The organism is Micromonospora zingiberis, from assembly GCF_004331455.1.
GTDB classification, from domain to species: Bacteria; Actinomycetota; Actinomycetes; order Mycobacteriales; family Micromonosporaceae; genus Micromonospora; species Micromonospora zingiberis.
On sequence record NZ_SJJR01000013.1, the window covers coordinates 57,008 to 74,921 of the forward strand.

General features: G+C 71.8%; 13 protein-coding genes. 6 read left to right on the plus strand and 7 right to left on the minus strand.

The genetic code is table 11. From position 1 onward, the window contains the following. Window positions 1-9: 9 nt before the first annotated feature. Window positions 10-342, plus strand: coding sequence for a hypothetical protein (locus E0H26_RS19180; protein ID WP_131305465.1), 333 nt, complete (start codon window positions 10-12; stop codon window positions 340-342). Further along, entirely contained in the window at window positions 339-1,127 is a 789-nt protein-coding gene (locus tag E0H26_RS19185; protein ID WP_131305467.1) for a hypothetical protein, read from the plus strand. Before E0H26_RS19180 ends, E0H26_RS19185 begins: the two co-directional genes overlap by 4 nt. A gap of 66 nt (window positions 1,128-1,193) precedes the next feature. On the opposite strand, the gene E0H26_RS19190 is transcribed toward E0H26_RS19185, so the two are convergent. From E0H26_RS19190 to E0H26_RS19205, 4 genes are all read right to left on the minus strand, one after another. Continuing rightward, window positions 1,194-3,677, minus strand: coding sequence for a glycoside hydrolase family 2 protein (locus E0H26_RS19190; RefSeq protein WP_131305469.1), 2,484 nt, complete (start codon window positions 3,675-3,677; stop codon window positions 1,194-1,196). Further along, window positions 3,674-4,519, minus strand: a complete 846-nt coding sequence (locus E0H26_RS19195) for a carbohydrate ABC transporter permease (RefSeq protein WP_165521913.1) — start codon at window positions 4,517-4,519, stop codon at window positions 3,674-3,676. Before E0H26_RS19195 ends, E0H26_RS19190 begins: the two co-directional genes overlap by 4 nt. A gap of 62 nt (window positions 4,520-4,581) precedes the next feature. After that, on the minus strand, window positions 4,582-5,571 hold the full coding sequence (locus E0H26_RS19200; RefSeq protein WP_131305470.1) for a carbohydrate ABC transporter permease: 990 nt from the start codon (window positions 5,569-5,571) through the stop codon (window positions 4,582-4,584). Window positions 5,572-5,646: 75 nt separating this feature from the next. Beyond that, window positions 5,647-6,924 (minus strand): ABC transporter substrate-binding protein, encoded by a 1,278-nt coding sequence (locus E0H26_RS19205; protein ID WP_131305472.1) that lies wholly within the window; start codon window positions 6,922-6,924, stop codon window positions 5,647-5,649. A gap of 359 nt (window positions 6,925-7,283) precedes the next feature. Between E0H26_RS19205 and E0H26_RS19210 the strand changes: the two genes are divergently transcribed. Further along, complete coding sequence (locus E0H26_RS19210; RefSeq protein WP_131305474.1) at window positions 7,284-8,306, plus strand: LacI family DNA-binding transcriptional regulator; 1,023 nt, start codon at window positions 7,284-7,286, stop codon at window positions 8,304-8,306. 13 nt (window positions 8,307-8,319) lie between these two features. Here the strand turns inward: E0H26_RS19210 and E0H26_RS19215 are convergent, their stop codons facing one another. Next, complete coding sequence (locus E0H26_RS19215) at window positions 8,320-10,566, minus strand: bifunctional diguanylate cyclase/phosphodiesterase (RefSeq protein ID WP_131305477.1); 2,247 nt, start codon at window positions 10,564-10,566, stop codon at window positions 8,320-8,322. 219 nt (window positions 10,567-10,785) lie between these two features. On the opposite strand from E0H26_RS19215, the gene E0H26_RS19220 reads away from it, so the two are divergent. Beyond that, complete coding sequence (locus tag E0H26_RS19220; protein ID WP_131305479.1) at window positions 10,786-11,163, plus strand: PH domain-containing protein; 378 nt, start codon at window positions 10,786-10,788, stop codon at window positions 11,161-11,163. Here E0H26_RS19220 and E0H26_RS19225 read toward each other — a convergent pair. Then, the gene (locus E0H26_RS19225) at window positions 11,157-12,083 is read right to left on the minus strand and encodes a 2-hydroxyacid dehydrogenase (protein WP_131305480.1); all 927 of its coding nucleotides are present in this window, start codon (window positions 12,081-12,083) and stop codon (window positions 11,157-11,159) included. The genes E0H26_RS19220 and E0H26_RS19225 overlap by 7 nt on opposite strands. Window positions 12,084-12,180: 97 nt before the next feature. On the opposite strand from E0H26_RS19225, the gene E0H26_RS19230 reads away from it, so the two are divergent. Then, window positions 12,181-13,347 (plus strand): PQQ-dependent sugar dehydrogenase, encoded by a 1,167-nt coding sequence (locus E0H26_RS19230; protein ID WP_131305483.1) that lies wholly within the window; start codon window positions 12,181-12,183, stop codon window positions 13,345-13,347. Between the two features lie 66 nt (window positions 13,348-13,413). Next, window positions 13,414-14,997, plus strand: a complete 1,584-nt coding sequence (locus tag E0H26_RS19235) for a metallophosphoesterase (RefSeq protein ID WP_131305485.1) — start codon at window positions 13,414-13,416, stop codon at window positions 14,995-14,997. Window positions 14,998-15,300: 303 nt separating this feature from the next. Here E0H26_RS19235 and E0H26_RS19245 read toward each other — a convergent pair whose 3' ends face one another. After that, window positions 15,301-17,658 (minus strand): transketolase-like TK C-terminal-containing protein, encoded by a 2,358-nt coding sequence (locus E0H26_RS19245; protein WP_131305487.1) that lies wholly within the window; start codon window positions 17,656-17,658, stop codon window positions 15,301-15,303. Between the last annotated feature and the right edge of the window lie 256 nt (window positions 17,659-17,914).

Sequence of the window (17,914 nt, forward strand, 5' to 3'; positions counted from 1 at the left end):
AGGAGTCCGATGTCGACACCCACGGGAGAAGAGGTCGTCGCCGCGTTCGAGGCGATCGCGACCGATGTCTCAGGCTGGCGCCGGTCGTCCCACCTGCTCCAGACCGCCGCCACCAACGCACGTTCCTTCGGCCTGACCGGCCTGCACTTCGGCTACCTGGCCGACGGCGCCGGGGTGACCGCCAAGTACGAGGAGATTCAGGACCTGGCGGTCCGGCTGCTGTCCGAAGGTGCGTCAGCCATGGACGAGATCGCCGAGGTACTGATCTCGGTGATCGAGGACTACCAGTACACCGACGCCGAGGCGGCGAGCGGCTTCACCACACTGAGGGAACCCAATTGAGCGCGGTCGGTGCCGGCGAGCTGGAGATCCTGTTCGAGGAGCTGCTGACGGAGGTCAACCAGCTGCTGGACGAGGTCCAGCAGGACATCAACGAGTTGGCCGCCGGGCTCACCGAGGTGATGCGCTGGCTGCCCGCCGTGGTCACCACCGGCATGCGGTGGGCCTGGGACAAGTTCCTCGTCCAGTCGAACAAGATCTTCGACGAGGTGCAGAAGTTCATCGCCCAGCCCGGACTTCCACCGGCGCTGTTCCGGCTCGGCGAATACTGGGATCTCCACGTCGGTACGCCGGTCAGCGGTCTGGAACAGGCGGTCTCGGCGTACGGGATGAAGGCCGACAACCGCTGGACCGGATCGGCCGCCTCGGCGTACGCGGATTCGGCGGACGCCCAGTCCCGGGCGGTGAAGGCGATCAAACCGATGGCGGAGCGGATTCAGAACGTTCTCAGCGATCTCGCCTGGGGACTCATCTCCTTCTGGGCCGGGATCGCGGCGGCCTTCGTCACCTTCGTGGTCGGCATCGCGGCAGCCACCGGTCTGTTGGCCTCGCTGATCGGCGCGCCCGCGGCGCCGGTGGAGGCGGGTGCCACCGCCGCCGTCGTGGTCGGCCTGATCACGAGTGTGGTGCTGGTGTCGATCGCCTACGTGGAGACGCGCAGCACCAACCTGACCACCATCCAGCAGGCCCTCAACGACAACGGCGGGCTGGTCCAGCAGGGCAGCCAGTGGGGCTGGCCCCGGGTCGACCCCACGGCCTCCGAAGGCCGTTGGCGCGTCGCGGACTGACCCGGCGCAGCAGCGACCAGCACCCGTCGGCAGCGCCCGACGTGGCGGTGCCGACGGGTGCGGACGTCAGGCCGATCCCTCCCCGGACAGGTCGTTGACGCAGCGCAGGACGGGTCGGGTGGTGAGGGCGGTCGGGTCGATCGGCGTCGCCGAGCGCACCGTGAAGGTCGCCGACTCACCGGGCAGCAGGGTCACCAGTGCCTCGTCGACCTGCGCGGTGGGGTCGAGCCGGTCGGGGAAGAGGGTGAGGTCACGCAGGACGGTGCGGGCGGTCACCCGGACCTGCTGGCCGCCGTCCACCGGTTGCACCGTCGCCTCGAAGTCCGCTGCGGGCCACCGCACGTCGCGGTCCTCGGCGAAGGCCCACCACGCCCGTGCGGCCGGGTCGCCCGCGTCGGCGACCAGCAGTTCGGTGTACGCGTCGTCGGGCCGGGCCAGCTCCGCCGGCAGCGCCAGCGTCACCGTGGCGTACGCGGGCACGTCCAGTTCCAGGGTGGCCTTGGCCCTGGGCTCCCCGGCCAGGGTGGATCGGGTGACCATGACCGGGGCCTGCCACGGCTGACCGCCGTCGTTGACCGCGACCAGGGCCAGCCCGCCGTCGCGGGGCTGCACGGTGAGCAGCCGGTCGGCGTACGCCCGGCGCAGCGCGTACCACAGGGGTTTGCGGTGGCCGTCGCCGTCGATCGCCGCCCAGGAGGTGACCGGCCAGCAGTCGTTGAGCTGCCAGACGATGGTGCCCATGCACAGGCCCCGGTGGGAGCGGAAGTGCTCGACACCGAGTTGGATGGCGCGGGCCTGGTTGAGCTGGGTCAGGTAGTGCCAGTCGTCGAAGTCACGCGGCTCGGGCAGGTGTGCGTCGAGTCCCCGGCGCAGTTTCAGGTCACCGTCGGCGGCCTTCTGGTGGTGCGCCATGCCGGGCGAGTCGTGCGCGAGGGGCTCGTCGGCCAGTGCCCGGCGCAGCGTCGCGTACGCCGGTGGTGCCTGGTAGCCGAACTCGGCGACGAATCGGGGCAGGTAGTCGCGGTACTTTGTGTAGTCGTCGGTGTTCCAGACGTCCCAGATGTGCGTGGTGCCGTACGCCGGGTCGTTGGGGTGGATCTGCTCGCTGCCCGACCAGGGACTGCCGGGCCAGTAGGGGCGGGTCGGGTCCAGTTCGGCGACGATGCGGGGCAGCAGGTCCAGGTAGTAGCCGTGACCCCAGCTCCGCCCGGCGAGTTGTTCCTGCCAGCCCCAGTCGTGCCAGCCCCAGATGTTCTCGTTGTTGCCGGTCCACAACACCAGTGCCGGATGGCCGGCCAGCCGGGTCACCTGCTCGGTGGCCTCGGCGGCGACCTCGCTGGCGAACGGCTCCTCCTCGGGGTACGCGGCGCAGGCGAAGAGGAAGTCCTGCTGCACCAGCAGGCCGCGCTCGTCGGCCAGGTCGTAGAAGTCCGCCGACTCGTACCGGCCGCCGCCCCAGACCCGCAGCAGGTTGATGTTGGCGTCGGTGGCCTGGTCGAACCGGTGGGCCAGCCGCTCCCGGGTGACCCGGGTGGGGAAGACGTCGTCGGGGATCCAGTTGACACCCCGGATGAACAGCGGCACCTCGTTGACCTGCAGGGTGAACGGGGCGCCGTGGGCGTCGGGGGTGGTGTCCAGGCGTACCGAACGGAAGCCGATCCGCCGGTGCCAGTCGTCGAGGGCGGCGCCGTCCGGCCCGTGCAGGGTGACCGACAGGTCGTAGCGGGTCTGGTCGCCGTAGCCGCGCGGCCACCACAGGGCGGGCCGGTCGACGGTGAGGATCAGCGTCGCCGAGCGGGCTCCCGCCGGGATGGTCGCCTCGGCGGTCTCCCCCGCCACCTGCGCCCGCACGGTGAGCGGCGACTCGACCGCCCGTTCCACCTCGACGTGCAGTTCCACCCGGCCGGCCCCGCCGTCGACCGTGACCAGCGGACGTACCGTCGCCAGCCGGGCCACCGACCAGCCGTGCAGGCCGATCTCCTGCCAGATGCCGGCGGTGACCAGGGTGGGTCCCCAGTCCCAGCCGAAGTTGCAGGCCATCTTGCGGACGAACTGGAACGGCTCCGGGTAGGCGTTGGGCCGGTCACCGAGGCGGTCGCGGTGCGCGTGGGCGTACCGGTAGACGGAGTCGAAGCGTACGGCCAGGGTGTTGTTCTCGGCGCGCAGCAGCGACGCGACGTCGAAGCGGTAGCCGCGGTGCATGTTCTCGGTGCGGCCGACCTCGACACCGTTGAGGGTCACCGTGGCGACCGTGTCCAGCCCGGCGCAGACCAGGTCGAGGCGCTGGTGGGCGCCGGGTGGCCGGTCGAAGGTGCTCTCGTACACCCAACCGGTCTGCCCGATCCAGGTCAGCGCGGTCTCGTTGTCGTCGAGGTACGGATCGGGAATCAGCCCGGCGGCCAGCAGGTCGGTGTGCACGCAGCCGGGGACGGTGGCCGGTACCGCCCGGCCGTCGACCTCGGGTGGCACCTGCGGGCCGGCGATCGCCCGTAGGGTCCAGCCGTCGTGCAGCGCCTGCCGGAGCGGACCGCTCCCCCGCGCGTCGCTCAAGACTTCACCGCGCCTTCCATGATTCCTCGGACGATCTGCCGACCACCGATGACGAGCATGATCAATAGTGGCACCGTGGCCACGAACGCACCGGCCAGCACCCGCCGGTAGATGACGTAGTTGCCGCTGGCCAGGTCGGAGATGGCCACCATCGAGGTGGGGTAGTCGGTGCCGTTGAGGGTGATCAGCGGCCACTGGAAGTCGTTCCAGGTGGCCACGAAGGTCAGCAGGCCGAGCACGGCGAGGGCGGGACGCACCGCGGGCAGCGCGATGTTCCAGTAGATCCGCATGGTGTTGGCGCCGTCCACCCGAGCCGACTCGACCAGTTCGTCGGGCACCGTGTTGACGATGAACTGTCGCATGTAGAACACCCCGAACGCGGTGACCATGCCGGGCACGATCACCGCCAGCAGGGTGCCGTTCCAGCCCAGCTTGCCCATCACGATGTAGAGCGCGACGACGCCGAGCTGGTTGGGCACGGTCAGGGTCAGGATCACGAAGAGCATCAGCGCCCGGCTGCCCTTGAAGCGCAGCTTGGCGAAGGCGAAGCCGGCCAGCGAGCAGAAGAACAGCACCGAGGCGGTCACCACGGTGGCGACGATGACGCTGTTCACCAGGGAGGCGGCGAAGTAGACGTCCTGTAGCGAGAAGACCTCGTCCAGGTTCGGCAGGAACCGGTCGCCCGGAATCACCACCGGCGGTAGCTGCGAGGTGGCCTCGTCGCTGCTGGTGGCGATGACGAACATCCAGTACAGCGGGAACGCCGCGAACAGCGCGGTCACCGCCAGGAACAGGTAGGTGCCGATCCCGGCCGGGGTGTCCTGCGGTGCCCGGCCCAGCAGCGCGGGCCGCCTACGCCTGGCGGGCGGTACGGATGCGGCGGCGCGACGCCGCTCCAGAAGGCTCACTTGCGTCCCCCCGAGATGCGGTTGGTCAGCAGGGTGTTCAGCGCGGCGACCACCAGGATGATGAGGAACAGCGCCCAGGACATCGCGGCGGCGTAACCAAGGTTGAGGTCCTTCCAGCCCACCTTGTAGATCAGCTGCGCGACGGTCTGCCACTCCCCGCCGGCGCCGCCGGTGGCGGCCTGGGCGTTGAGGTCGAAGAGCATCGGCTCGGTGAACAGTTGGAGCCCGCCGATGGTGGAGAGCACCACCGTGAAGATGACCACCGGCCGGATCATCGGCACCGTGATCCGCCAGAGCTGGCGCCACGGCCCGGCCCCGTCGAGCGCCGAGGCCTCGTACACGTCGCGCGGGATGGACTGCATCGCGGCCAGGTAGAGCAGGGCGTTGTAGCCGATCCACTTCCAGTTGACCATCGTGGCGATGGCGATCCAGGAGTGCAGCTTGTCGGCCCGCCAGTCGATCGGGTTCTCGGTGCCGATGCCGAGCAGGCCGAGCGCCCAGTTGGCCATCCCGAGGTCACGGGCGAAGAAGACGTTGAACACCAGCGTGGAGGCGGTGATCGGGGTGATGTACGGCAGCAGCGCGCTGACCCGCCACCAGGTCTGGGCCCGCAGCCGACGGTTCAGCATCGACGCGATGATCAACGCCAGCAGCAGTTGCGGGACGGTGGAGAGCAGGAAGATGCCGAAGGTGTTGTAGAGCGCGTTGCCGAAGTCGCCGTCGGTGAACAGCCGGCGGAAGTTCTCCACCCCGGCCCAGCCGGTCCGGTCCGGCTCGTCGAGGCGCCAGTGGCGCAGTGCCACCACCCCGTTGAAGATCATCGGGAACAGCCCGAAGACGAAGAAGAGCAGGAAGAACGGCGCGATCAACAGGTACGGCACGTACCGCACGTCGAAGCGGTGCAGCCGGTCACGCCAGGTCGTCGACCGGCCGGTGGGTGGCCGACGGCGGGTGCCCGGTTCGGGGGCCGCGCGCGTGGTGGGCATGGGGACACTCCAGGTACGACGGGACGAGGACCGGTGCCGGGGTGGCGCGGGCGTACCCGCGCCACCCCGGTCGCGTCACTTGTTGGCCTTGTCGGCTTCCTTGATCGCCTCGGCCCAGGCCGCGTCCGACTTGAGCGTGCCGTTCTGCACCCGGTTGATCACGTTCTCCACCGCGACCCGGGTGGGTCCGTTCTTCCGGCCCAGGTACTGCGGCGTCAGGCCCTCGGCCATCTTCGGGAAGATCTGCCCGACCGGCGCGGAGTTGAAGAACTCGTTCTTGAAGTCGGCGATCGCCGGGTCGGCGTAGAGGCCGGGCTGCGAGGGCAGGTTGCCGACCGTCTTGAAGATCTCGATCTGCTGCTCCGGCTGGATCAGCCACTCCAGGAACTTGTACGCCTCGTCGACGTTCTTGCCCTGCTTGGGGATGGTCAGGAAGGAGCCGCCCCAGTTGCCACCGCCGCCGGGCACCGCGGCGATGTCCCACTTGCCCTTGGTGCCGGGCGCGGTGTTCTGGATGTGTCCGAGCATCCACGCCGGGCAGGCGAGCACGGCGAACGAGCCGTTGGTGAAGCCCTTGTCCCAGTCGGCCTGGAAGCTGGTGAGGTTGGCCGACAGGCCGGCATCGGCGGCCTTGACCGCGAAGTCGAAGGCGACCTTCGGGCCGCCGTCCATCCGCAGTTGCTCACCCTCGTCGTAGAAGCCGACCTGCTGCTGACCGAGGATCGGGTTGAACAGGTTGGTCGCGTTGTCGACGAACTTCTTGTTCGTCTTGGCGACGTACTGCTGGCCGACGGCGAGGAAGTCGTCCCAGGTGGGCCAGAGCGCGGAGACCTGGTCGCGCTCGGTGGGCAGGCCGGCGGCCTCGAACAGGTCGGTGCGGTAGCACATGGCCAGGCCACCGACGTCGGTGCCGAGTCCGATCTGGGTGGCGCCGTCGGCGGACAGCGACTGCTTCCACTTCCACGGCAGGTAGTTGCTCTCGTACTTGCCCGCGCCGGAGTCGAGCAGGTTGACGAACTTGTCCGCCTGGCTGCGGAACTGGACGATGAAGCCCTCGTCGATGGCGGCGATGTCGGGGGCGCCCGAACCGGCGATCAGCTTCTTCTGCAGGTCCTCGTGCTGGGCGTTGTACTCGCCCGAGTTGAGGGCGATCTTGACGTTCGTGTGCTCCGCCTCGTACTTGGCCTTGAGGTCCTGTAGGCCGAAGTCGCCCCAGAAATTGATCGTCAGCGTGACCTCACCGCCACTGCCGGAGCCACCTGTGGTGCTGCGTCCGCTGCACGCGACGACGAGTGAGCCGACCGCCAGAGAAACGGCTGCGACCCGCAGCCAACGAGGCGTAGACCGCTTCATGACCCATCCTCCAAGACATCTGGGAACGCTCCCGAGATCGAGATACGTTGACTGAACCGGATAAGTGACGTCACCGTACGGGCGCGCTCCCAGAGTGTCAACGGCCGGTTAACGACGCGACCAACCCGTAACCTGGCGACCCTCCACGCGGGACTCGAACACCTGATGAACCCGCAGCTCCGGGCGGCCCGGACGGTCTCTGCCGCCGACCCGGCCACACCAGCTACGTACACTGAACCGAACAAGTTACGACGATCAGACCCGTACCTGGCCGCTGGTGGGCGACGGGTAGCGTGTCCAGCGCCGACGGGACCCGTACGGCGAGCGGACAGCGGACTGGTTCGGGAGGAAGTACGCCGGTGAAGCGGCCCACGATCGCGGATGTCGCCCGGCGGGCGGGGGTTTCCAAGGGCGCGGTGTCCTACGCGCTTAACGGCCAGCCGGGCGTCTCCGAGGCGACCCGGCAACGCATTCTCGCCATCGCCGCCGAGATCGGGTTCAGCCCGAGCAGCGCGGCCCGGGCACTGTCCGGCGCGACCGCCCGGGCGATCGGCCTGATCCTCGCCCGACCGGCCCAGACGCTCGGCATCGAACCGTTCTTCATGGAGCTGATCAGCGGCGTCGAGGCGGAACTGTCGGCCCGGTCGTACGCGCTGACCCTCCAGGTGGTCGCGGACGCCAGCGCCGAGATCGCGGTCTACCGCCGTTGGTGGGGCGAGCGGCGGGTCGACGGGGTGCTGGTCTGCGATCTGCGCACCGACGACCGGCGGGTGCCGGTGCTGGAGGAGTTGGGCCTGCCCGCCGTGGTGATCGGCGGGCCGGCCGGCACCGGCCGCCTGGCCAGCGTCTGGTCGGACGACGCGGCAGCGCTGGTGGAGACGGTGGAGTACCTGTACGCCCTGGGGCACCGCCGGATCGCCCGCGTCGCCGGACTGCCCGACCTGCTGCACACCGCCATCCGGACACAGACCTTCACCGAGGTGTGCCAGCGCCTCGGTCTCGCCGAGTCGGTCGTCGCCTCCACCGACTACACCGGCGAGGAGGGGGCGCGGGCGACCCGACGGCTACTGAGTTCGCGGATCCGCCCCACGGCGGTGGTCTACGACAACGACGTGATGGCCATCGCCGGGCTGTCGGTGGCCCAGGAGATGGGTCTCGCCGTACCCACCGATCTGTCCATCGTGGCCTGGGACGACTCGCCGCTGTGCCGGCTGGTGCACCCGCCGCTGACCGCGGTCGGGCGGGACATCCCCGCGTACGGCGCGCACGCCGCGCGGCAGTTGTTGCAGGTGATCGAGGGGGCTCCGGCGGTCGGCATCCAGGACGAGCAGGCGCATCTGACGCCACGCGGCAGCACCGCCCCGCCGGGCACGGAGAGTTAACCGGTTAAGTGATCTAGCGGGAGGCGGAGGGGAACTCCTCGAAGTACGCCTCGACCCGTTCGGCGGTGGCAGGGCGAGCCAGCTCGTACCCCTGGCCGTAGCGGCACCCGGCCCGGTAGGCGCCCTCTACCTGGTGGGCGGATTCCAACTCCTCGGCCACCACCTCCAGGCCCAGCCGGTCGGCGACGGTGACCACCACGTCCCACAGGGGACGGTCGTGGCTCGCCCCGGTCACCTCCGGCCCGACCTTGAGCAGGTCGATCGGCAGTCGCCGAAGCTGGGCGAGGGAGGCTTGCTCGGCCCGGAAGTCGTCCAGGGCGGTGCGGATGCCCATCGACCGCAGCCCCGCCAGCCGCGCCACGACCGTCGGCAGGTCGGCAGCCACCCTCGGCTCGGCGATCTCGACCACCAGTTGGTCCGGTCCCACCCCGTACGCCTCCAGGACCGCCGCCGTCCGGGGGACGAAGTCCGGCGAGATCAGCTCGCGGGGGGTCACGTTGACCGCCATCCACAACCGCCGGCCGCCGACGGACCAGTCCGCCACCTGCCGGCAGGCCCGGTCCAACACCCAGGCACCCAGCTCGCCGACGACGTCGAGGTCCTCGGCCACCGGCAGCAACTCGGCCGGGAAGACGGTGCCGAGCACCGGGCTGCGCCAGCGCAGCAACGCCTCCGTGCCGACCGGCAGCCGGTCGCCGAGCCCGATCACCGGCTGGTACACCAGGTCCAACTCACCTCGGGCGACCGCGCCCGGGAGTTCCCGTTCCAGGTCCAGCCGGCGGACCAGTTGCTCCTCCAGGTAGGCGTCGTACCACTCGACCCGGTCCCGACCGAGCTGCGCCGCACGTCGGCGGGCCAGGTCGGCCTGACGCCACACGTCCTCCGGGCGGCCGTGGGCCAGTTCGGCCAGCCCGATACTGGCCCGCGAACGCAGCACCGCCCCGGACACCTCGTACGGCCGGTCCAACGCGGCGAGCAACCGCGCGCCCAACGCGTACGCCAGCAGGGGTCCTGCCCGGGTGACCACCGCGAAGCCGCTGCCGGCCAGGTCGACCACCTCGTCGTCGGCGGCCGCCGCGGCCCGCGCCCGGCGGACCGCCTCGGCGGACACGTCGTCGCGCACGGCCACCCCGGGCAGCTCGGTGAGGTGCAGGTCGACCACCAGCAGCGTGCCGGTGGCGGCCTCCGAACGCGCCGCCAGGGCCCGCAGCAGGGCAGCCCGTCCGGCGGGTACGGGTTCCTCGACGGTGACCGGGCCCGGGGCCGCCAGCGGAGCGACCGGGGGCGGCCCGGTTTCCGGGCGGCCCGCGCCGAGCAGTTCGCGCGCCACCAGCGGCGGCACCACGGCGAGCGCGAGCACCACTGTGGTGCGGTCGGGCAGCAACCCGGTCTGCAGCTGGTGGAGGGTGGCCAGCACCACCCCGGCCGCCGGGACCACGACCCGTGGCCAGACCAACGCGGCGCCCGGTGCCGGCTCCGCTTCCCGCACCAACTGGCGCACCCCGGCGGCGGTCAGCAACACGCCGACCACCAGCGGCGGAGCCACCAGCAGGGCCGCCCGGCCGGCGGCGGGGCCGGCCGGCAGCGCGGCGAGCAGCGTCAACCCGAGCAGGGTCAGCCCCGCCCCGGCCTGACATCGGTTGCCGCCGCCGTTCCGGTTCGCCCCGGTCAGCACGGTGAGCACGGCAACGGCCAGCACGCCGATGGCCAGCGCGGCGACCAGTCGCGTCGGGGCGGGCACGTCGGCGTACGGCAGCAGGAGCCAGGCGGTGAGGACCAGGCAGGCGCCGGCCGCGGCGCCGTCGAGCAACTGGCGACGCCACAGCGGGGTCGATGGCCCCGGCCGGCGTGGCAGGCTGAACAGGCCGCCGCCGAGCAGCGCGGCGGTGCCGGCGAGCCCGGCGGCGGCTGCCGTCGGGCGGTGGCCGACCGACGCCAACGGCAGCACCGCCGTGGTCAGACCGGCGGTCACCACCGCCGCTTGGAGCAGGGCGGCGGCCCGACGCGGCCGGGCCGCCCGGCGGCGGGCGAGCCGCCCGCCGGCAGGATCGGCGGCCGGTACGTCGGGACCAGCGGCGAGCCGGGACAGCCGGACGCCGGCGAGCGTCGAACCGGCCGCGCCGGCGAGCGCCACCACCGCCAGCGTTGGCATCGCCCCGGCGGCACCGACGACGACGAGTACGGCCACCACCGCGAGCACGCAGGCTTCCGGCAGGGTGGGGCGTCGGATGGTGGCGCGGAGCACAGACGCGACAGGCACGACGTTCGCCTTCGTGAGGGGGCACTGGGGCGGTACGGCGGCGGACAGTTGGTCGGCCGCTCATCCTCGGAAAACGAGCCGGCGCGCCAATGGTGACGCTCCCCTGACAGTGAGCCAGAACACTGTCCGTGCCCGGTCCGCCACTCGAACCGGACCCGCTGGTGGCCGGGGCACACCGCCCGGTGCCGTCCGGACCGGCGCTGGTGGGATCATCTAGGGGTGACCCGCACCGACACCACCCGATTCCGACACCATCAGGCCACCCTGGTCGGGGCGATCGTCGGCACCCTCGGCGCCCTGCCGTTGGCCAGCGCCCGCACGTACCTGCTGCCCGTGCTGCTGGTCCCGCTGGCGGTGGCCGTCTGGGCGTGGCGGGCCGGCACCGACGCGGACCCGCACGGGCTGCGACTACGGGCACTGCTCGGCGACCGCCGGATCCGCTGGGACCAGGTGGTCGAGCTGGGCAGCGATCCACGCGGCCGGGCGGTCGCGCAACTCGACGACGGCCGTCGGCTCGTGCTGCCCGCAGTACGCCGCGCGGACCTGCCGCAGCTGGTGGCAGCGGCCGGTCGGGGCGACGTCGAGGCGGCTCAGTAGCCGTCCACCACCACGTTCTCGGGCTGCTCCCCCGCCACGAACCGCCGGATCTGCCGGCCCACCAAGCGGTACGCCCGGGGCAGCAGACCGCGCACCGAACCGGCCACGTGCGGGGTGATCAGCACGTTCGGCAGCTCCCACAGCGGATGGTCGACCGGTAGCGGCTCCGGGTCGGTGACGTCCAGGGCGGCGCGGAGCCGACCGGTGGCCAACTCGGCGACCAACGCCTCGGTACGGACCACCGGCCCTCGGGCGGCGTTCACCAGCAACGCGCCGTCGCGCATCGCGGCCAGGAACGACTCGTCGACCAGGCCCCGGGTCTGCTCGGTCAACGGCACCAGCAGCACCACCACGTCGGCCCGCGGCAGCAGCTCCGGCAGCGCGTCGACCCCGTGCACGCCCTGCTCGGCTCGGGCCGTGCGGGCAACCAGGTCGAACTCCACCTCGAACGGGGCGAGCCGGTTCCGCACGGCGGTACCGATCGAACCGGCACCGACGATCAGGATCCGTTTGCCGGCCAGTTCGTCGGTCGGTGCCACCTCGTCGTACACCCACCGGCGCTGCCCCTGCGCGCGGGCCATCGCCGGGAAGCCGCGCAGCTGGGACAGGATGGCGGCGACCACCCATTCGGCGGTGGACGGATCGTGTACGCCCCGGGCGTCGCAGAGCATTACCCCCGGTGGGATCCGGCCGATCCAGGGGTCCGCGCCAGCGGAGAGCAGCTGCACCACCGCCAGGTCGGGCAGTTCGCGCAGCAGGGCGGTGGCCGCCGCCGGGGCGAGGAAGGGTGGCACCCAGAAACGGACCCCGGAGGTCGGTGAGGGCAGCCTCGCCGGGTCGTCCATCGTCTCGACGGTGACCTCCGGCGGCAGCTCGCCCAGCAGGTCGTGGCCGGCCTCGTGCGGAATCCATACCTTCACGCCCGCTGACGATAGGCCCCCGCCACGGCTACCGCCGCCGGGGGGCGGCCGGCTCGGGCGGCGGCGCCGATGTCCCCGGCGGGCTACCCTGGGCCGGGTGAGCGCCCGTCCCCCACATCCCCGTGCCCGTCAGCTCCGCACGGCCCTCGCGGCGTCCTGCGTGACGCTGCTACTCGCCGCCACCGGTTGCAGCCTCGGCGAACCGGAGCCGGATCCGGCCGGCGAGCCGCCGAACCTGCCCAAACCGTCGGCCACCGTGGGCAGCGGCGGCCAGGAGATCGTCACCACCGTGCTCGCCCAGGGGCTGCGGGTGCCGTGGGGCATCGCGTTCCTGCCCGACGGCGGCGCCCTGGTCACCGAACGCGACAGCGGCCGGATCGTCCAGGTCGGCCCGGAGTCGACCCCGGACGGCCTGCGGGTCACCGAGGTGCAGACCATCGACGGCGTGGTCGCCTCCGGCGAGGGTGGCCTGCTGGGTATCGCGGTGTCACCGCAGTTCGCGCAGGACCGGACGGTCTTCGTCTACTACACCGCCGAGCGGGACAACCGGATCGCCCGGTTGCGGCTCGGCGAGGAACCCACCCCGATCCTCACCGGCATCCCCAAGGCGGGCATCCACAACGGCGGCGGCCTCGCCTTCGGCCCCGACGGGCTGCTCTACGCCAGCACCGGCGACGCCGGGGACACCGACCAGTCGCAGGACGTCAAGCAACTCGGCGGCAAGATCCTGCGGATCACCCCGGACGGCAAGCCGGCGCCCGACAACCCCTTCCCCAACTCGCCCGTCTGGTCCCTGGGCCACCGCAACGTGCAGGGCATCGCCTGGGACGGCGACCGGATGTACGCCGTCGAATTCGGCCAGAACACCTGGGACGAGATCAACCAGATCACCAAGGGCAAGAACTACGGCTGGCCCGAGGTGGAGGGCCGAGGCGGCGACGAGAAGTACGTCGACCCCATCGTGCAGTGGCCGACCGACGAGGCGTCCTGTTCCGGGCTGGCCGCCGTCGAGCGGATGCTGGCCACCGCGTGCCTGCGCGGCCAGCGACTCTGGCTGGTCGAGCTGACCGACACCGGCACGGTGCTCGGCCAGCCCCAGGCGCTGCTGACCGAGCAGTACGGGCGGCTGCGTGCCGTGGCCGCCGCCCCGGACGGCTCGATCTGGGTGAGCACCTCCAACCACGACGGGCGGGGCCGGCCCGCACCCGAGGACGACCGACTGTTGCGACTTGTTTTCGCAGGTGGCGGAGCTGGGCGAAGCTGAGGCACCCTCGAAACAACACACCTCAGGTTTGTCAAGATCCTTCGGCGGGCAGGTCAGAATCTCAACATGGGTGATCACGAAGACGAGCAGCCGCGCCACGGCGGGGACGGCGACCAGCCGGCGGGCCGCTCGCGCCGCTTTCCCGCGCTGCGGCGGGCCGCTGCCGCCCCGCGTCGCGCCGGGCGGCACACCGGCGTGCGCCGGATCGGAGTCACCCTGGCCGTACTGGTGGTCACGCTGGCCGGGGTGCTGCTCGGCGCCCTCGCCGGTGGGCAGGTCGGCACCGACATCGGCCCGTTCCACGCCAAACTGTCCGTTTCGCCGGCCGCCAGTGGTGGTACCACGATCCAGATCCCGCCGCTCGGGGCGCTCCTGCTCAACAGCCACGACGGGCCGACCCACCTGACCGTCGAGTTGGGCGCGCTGGACCAGAGCCGGGTCGAGGCGCTGCTGGACGATCCCGCCAGCCTGAACCGGGCCACCCAGTCGGCGGTCGACGAGGTCACCGACGGCGTACTGCGGCTCGGGCTGCGTACGCTCGGCGCCACCGTACTGGCCACCCTGCTGCTGGCCCTGCTGGTCTTCCGCAACACTCGCCGGGCCGCCTGGGCCGGCGGGCTGGCGCTGCTGATCACGGCGGGCAGCCTGGGCACCGCTGCGGCGACCATGCGCCCGCAGGCGATCGAGGAGCCGACGTACGAGGGGCTGCTGGTCAACGCCCCCGCGATCGTCGGTGACGTACGCAAGATCGCCAACGACTACACCCGGTACGCCGAGCAGCTCCAGCGCCTCATCGGCAACGTCACCCAGCTCTACACCACCGTGTCGGCGCTGCCGGTGTACGAGCAGCAGCCGGGCACCACCCGTGTCCTGCACATCTCCGACATGCACCTCAACCCGGCCGCCTGGCAGCTCATCCGGACCGTGGTGGAGCAGTTCGGCATCGACGTGATCATCGACACCGGCGACATCACCGACTGGGGCAGCGAGCCGGAAGCCTCGTACGTCGGCTCGATCAGCCTGCTCCGCAAGCCGTACGTCTACATCCGGGGCAACCACGACTCGGGGCGTACGGCGGCGGCGGTGGCCCGCCAGCCGAACGCGATCGTGCTGGACAACGCGACCACCACGGTTGCCGGGCTCACCATCGCCGGCATCGGCGACCCCCGGTTCACCCCGGACAAGAGCACCTCGCCGGCCGCTGGCGGGCTCAACCCACCCACCGCCGACGAGCTGATCACCACGGGCGACACGCTCGCCGCGACGATCCGCAGCTCACCCCAGCCGGTGAACATCGCGCTGGTGCACGACCCGGCCGCCGCCGGCCCGCTCTCCGGGACCTGCCCGCTCGTGCTCTCCGGGCACACCCACCGGCGACAGATCGAAAAGCTACCGGAGGTGCCGGGCCAGCAGCCCACCACGCTGATGGTGCAGGGCTCGACCGGCGGTGCCGGCCTGCGCGGCCTGGAGGGCGAGGAGCCGACCCCGCTGGCCATGACGGTGCTCTACTTCGACCAGGAGAAGCAGCTCCAGGCGTACGACAACATCACCGTGGGCGGCACCGGACAGGCCCAGGTGAACCTCGAACGCACCGTCATCAACCAACCCCTGACCACCCCCCCAACCCCCACCCCCACCCCCACCCGCTAACCCTCCCCACCCACGCCCCACACCCACACCCCGTCCACACCCCGCCCGCGCCCGGCGCCCCGCGCCCGGCGCCCCGCGCCCCGCGCCCCGCGCCCCGCGCCCCGCGCCCCGCGCCCCGCGCCCCGCGCCCCGCGCCCCGCGCCCCGCGCCCCGCGCCAGCGATCTTGCACTTTCGGTCGCCGGATTGCCTGGTTTGAGGGGTTATGCGGCGACCAAAAGTGCAAGATCGCCGAGGTCAGAGGTGAGGGGTTAGGGGCGTGAAGGGTTAGGGGCGTGAGGGGTGAGAGGGGTGAGGGGTTGGGGTTAGCGGAGGGAGAGGGCGGCTAGGGCGGCGTTGACGATGCTGCCGGGGAGCAGGTCGTGCAGCTCGTAGAGCTCGGGGATGGTGCCGGACTGGCCGAACTCGTCGACGCCGAGCGGGACGGCGGGGGCGGCGACGGCCGAGCCGAGCCAGGCCATGGCGTGCGAGGCGGCGTCGTGCACGGTGACCACGGGCACCCGGTCGGCGAAGGCCGACCGCAGGGCGCCCGGCACACTGGGCACGGTTGCCGTGCGTACGCCCTGACGCAGGGTGCGCTGCCAGGCCCGGTAGAGCCGGTCGAGGCTGGTGACGTCCACGACGTGGGCGGCGACTCCCTCGTCGGCCAGTTCCGCCGCAGCCGACAGCACCTCGGGTAGCACCGCGCCCGAGGCGGCCAACTGCACGGTCGGCGCGTCGGCCAGGTGCGGGTACGCCTGATGGGCGTCGACCAGCCGGTACGCCCCGGCGAGCACCTGCCGACGCAGCACCGCGTCACCGAGGCGGGACCGGGCGGCCTCGAACGGCGCCTGATCCACCGGGCGGGTGCTGAGCCGGAAGTAGTACGCCCCGTCCTCGGCCGGTGCGGCGGTCGCCGCCGGCTGGGGCGGGCCGGCGATCTGCCCGAACGCGTCGCAGAGCAGCCAGTCCAGGCTGGTCGCGTACGCGGGTTCGACGAAGGTCACGCCCGGCAGTTCCAGGCCCACGCTCGCGGTGATGGTGGACTGGTGGGCGCCGCCCTCGGGCGCCAGGGTGATGCCCGACGGGGTGCCCGCGACGACGAACCGCGAGCCGGAGTAGGTGCCGTAGAGGAAGGCGTCCAGCCCGCGCAGCACGAACGGGTCGTACACGGTGCCGACCGGCAGCAGCGGCTGCCCGGACAGGTCCCAGGCCAGGCCGAGCTGGCCGAGCAGCAGGAACAGGTTCATCTCGGAGATGCCCAGCTCGATGTGCTGCCCGTCGGGGCTCTCCGTCCAGCGCAGCATCCGGTCCTCCGACCAGGATCGCTGTGCGGTCGGGGCGAACACCCCGGTCTTGTTGATGAACCCGGCCAGGTTGGTCGAGGTCGCCACGTCCGGCGCGGTGGTGACCAGGTACCTGCCCACCTGCGGGTCACGGGCCAGGTCGACCAGCACCCGGCCGAAGACCTCCTGCGTGGAGATCGGCTTGTTCGCGCGTACCTTCGTGGTCTGCGGAACCGTGACCCCGAGCGCCCGCTCGCGGGGCGCGCGGGACAGCGCCTCCCGGCGCTGCCCGGCCCGGATCCCGGCCGGCGACGCCGGGTCGAGGCGGTCCCACTCGGTGTCGCGGGTCAGGCCGTGCGCGGCGCGCAGCGCGTCGACCTGCTCGCCGGTCAGCAACGCCGAATGGTTGCGGGGATTGCCGGCGATCGGCAGACCCCAACCCTTGACCGTGTACGCGAACACCACGCTCGGTCGGTCGGTGACCGCGTCACACTGGGCGTACGCGTCGAGCAGGGCCGCCAGATCGTGCCCGCCCAGGTCGGTGACCAGCGGGCCCAACTGGTCGTCGGAGATGTCCGCGACGAACGTGGCGACCTCGGCCGGCGCGCCGTCCAGGAACTGCTTACGCAGCACCGGCCCGGTCAGCCCGAACAGTGACTGGTACTGCTCGTTGGGCATCGCGTCGATCCAGTCGCGCAGCGCCTCACCACCCGGCTGGGCGTACGCCTCGGCCAGCTTGCGGCCGTACTTGACCTCGACCACGTGCCAGCCGGCCGCCTCGAACTGGCCGCGCCACTGGTCGATCCGTACCCCGGGCACGACCCGGTCCAGCGACTGCCGGTTGAAGTCGACCACCCACATGACGTTGCCGAGCCCGGTGGTGGCCGGGTCGGCGACCGCCTCCCAGATGTTGCCCTCGTCCAGTTCGGCGTCGCCGATCAACGCGACGAACCGTGACCGTGGGCGGGCACCGAAGTGCGCGTCGACGTACCGTCGGGTCACCGCGGCGAACAGCGGGGCGGCGGCGCCCAGGCCGACCGACCCGGTGGAGAAGTCCACCCCGTCGGGGTCCTTCGTCCTGGACGGGTACGACTGGAGGCCGCCCCGGGCCCGCAGCCGGGTCAGGTAGGCGCGGTCCAGGTTGCCCAGCAGGTACTGGATGGCGTGGTACACCGGTGAGGCGTGCGGCTTCACCGCGACCCGGTCCTCGGCATCCAGGTGGGCGAACCAGAGCGCGGTCATCGCGGTGACCAGGGAGGCGCTGGAGGCCTGGTGTCCGCCGACCTTCACGCCGTCGCCGGTGACCCGGTCGTGGTTGGCCGCGTCCACGATGCGGGTGGCGAGCCAGAGCACCCGCCGCTGGATCTCGTCGAGGACGTCGATGTCGTGCTGGTTCACGGTGACTCCAGGGGTCCGGTGCGTCGTCGTTGACGACCGGTCGGGAACAGGGTTGTCGCCGGGCGCAGCATCGCATGCCCGCTGTCGCAGCAGGCAGGCACCCGGGCACCCGACGTCGGCCGCACCCGTCACACGCGGACGCCAAGCGCCGGGTGCCAGGCGCGCCAAGCGCCGGGCGCCGGGCGCGTCGGGCGGCCGGGCGCGCCGGCGTTAAGAAGGGGCCCCTGCTCTACCTGAGGCGTTAATAAGGGCCCCT

Coding starts and splice junctions, on each gene's coding strand:
- E0H26_RS19180 (WP_131305465.1), top strand. CDS start 10: ATGTCGACACCCACGGGAGAAGAGGTCGTCGCCGCGTTCGAGGCGATC.
- E0H26_RS19200 (WP_131305470.1), bottom strand. CDS start 5,571: ATGCCCACCACGCGCGCGGCCCCCGAACCGGGCACCCGCCGTCGGCCA.
- E0H26_RS19205 (WP_131305472.1), bottom strand. CDS start 6,924: ATGAAGCGGTCTACGCCTCGTTGGCTGCGGGTCGCAGCCGTTTCTCTG.
- E0H26_RS19235 (WP_131305485.1), top strand. CDS start 13,414: ATGGGTGATCACGAAGACGAGCAGCCGCGCCACGGCGGGGACGGCGAC.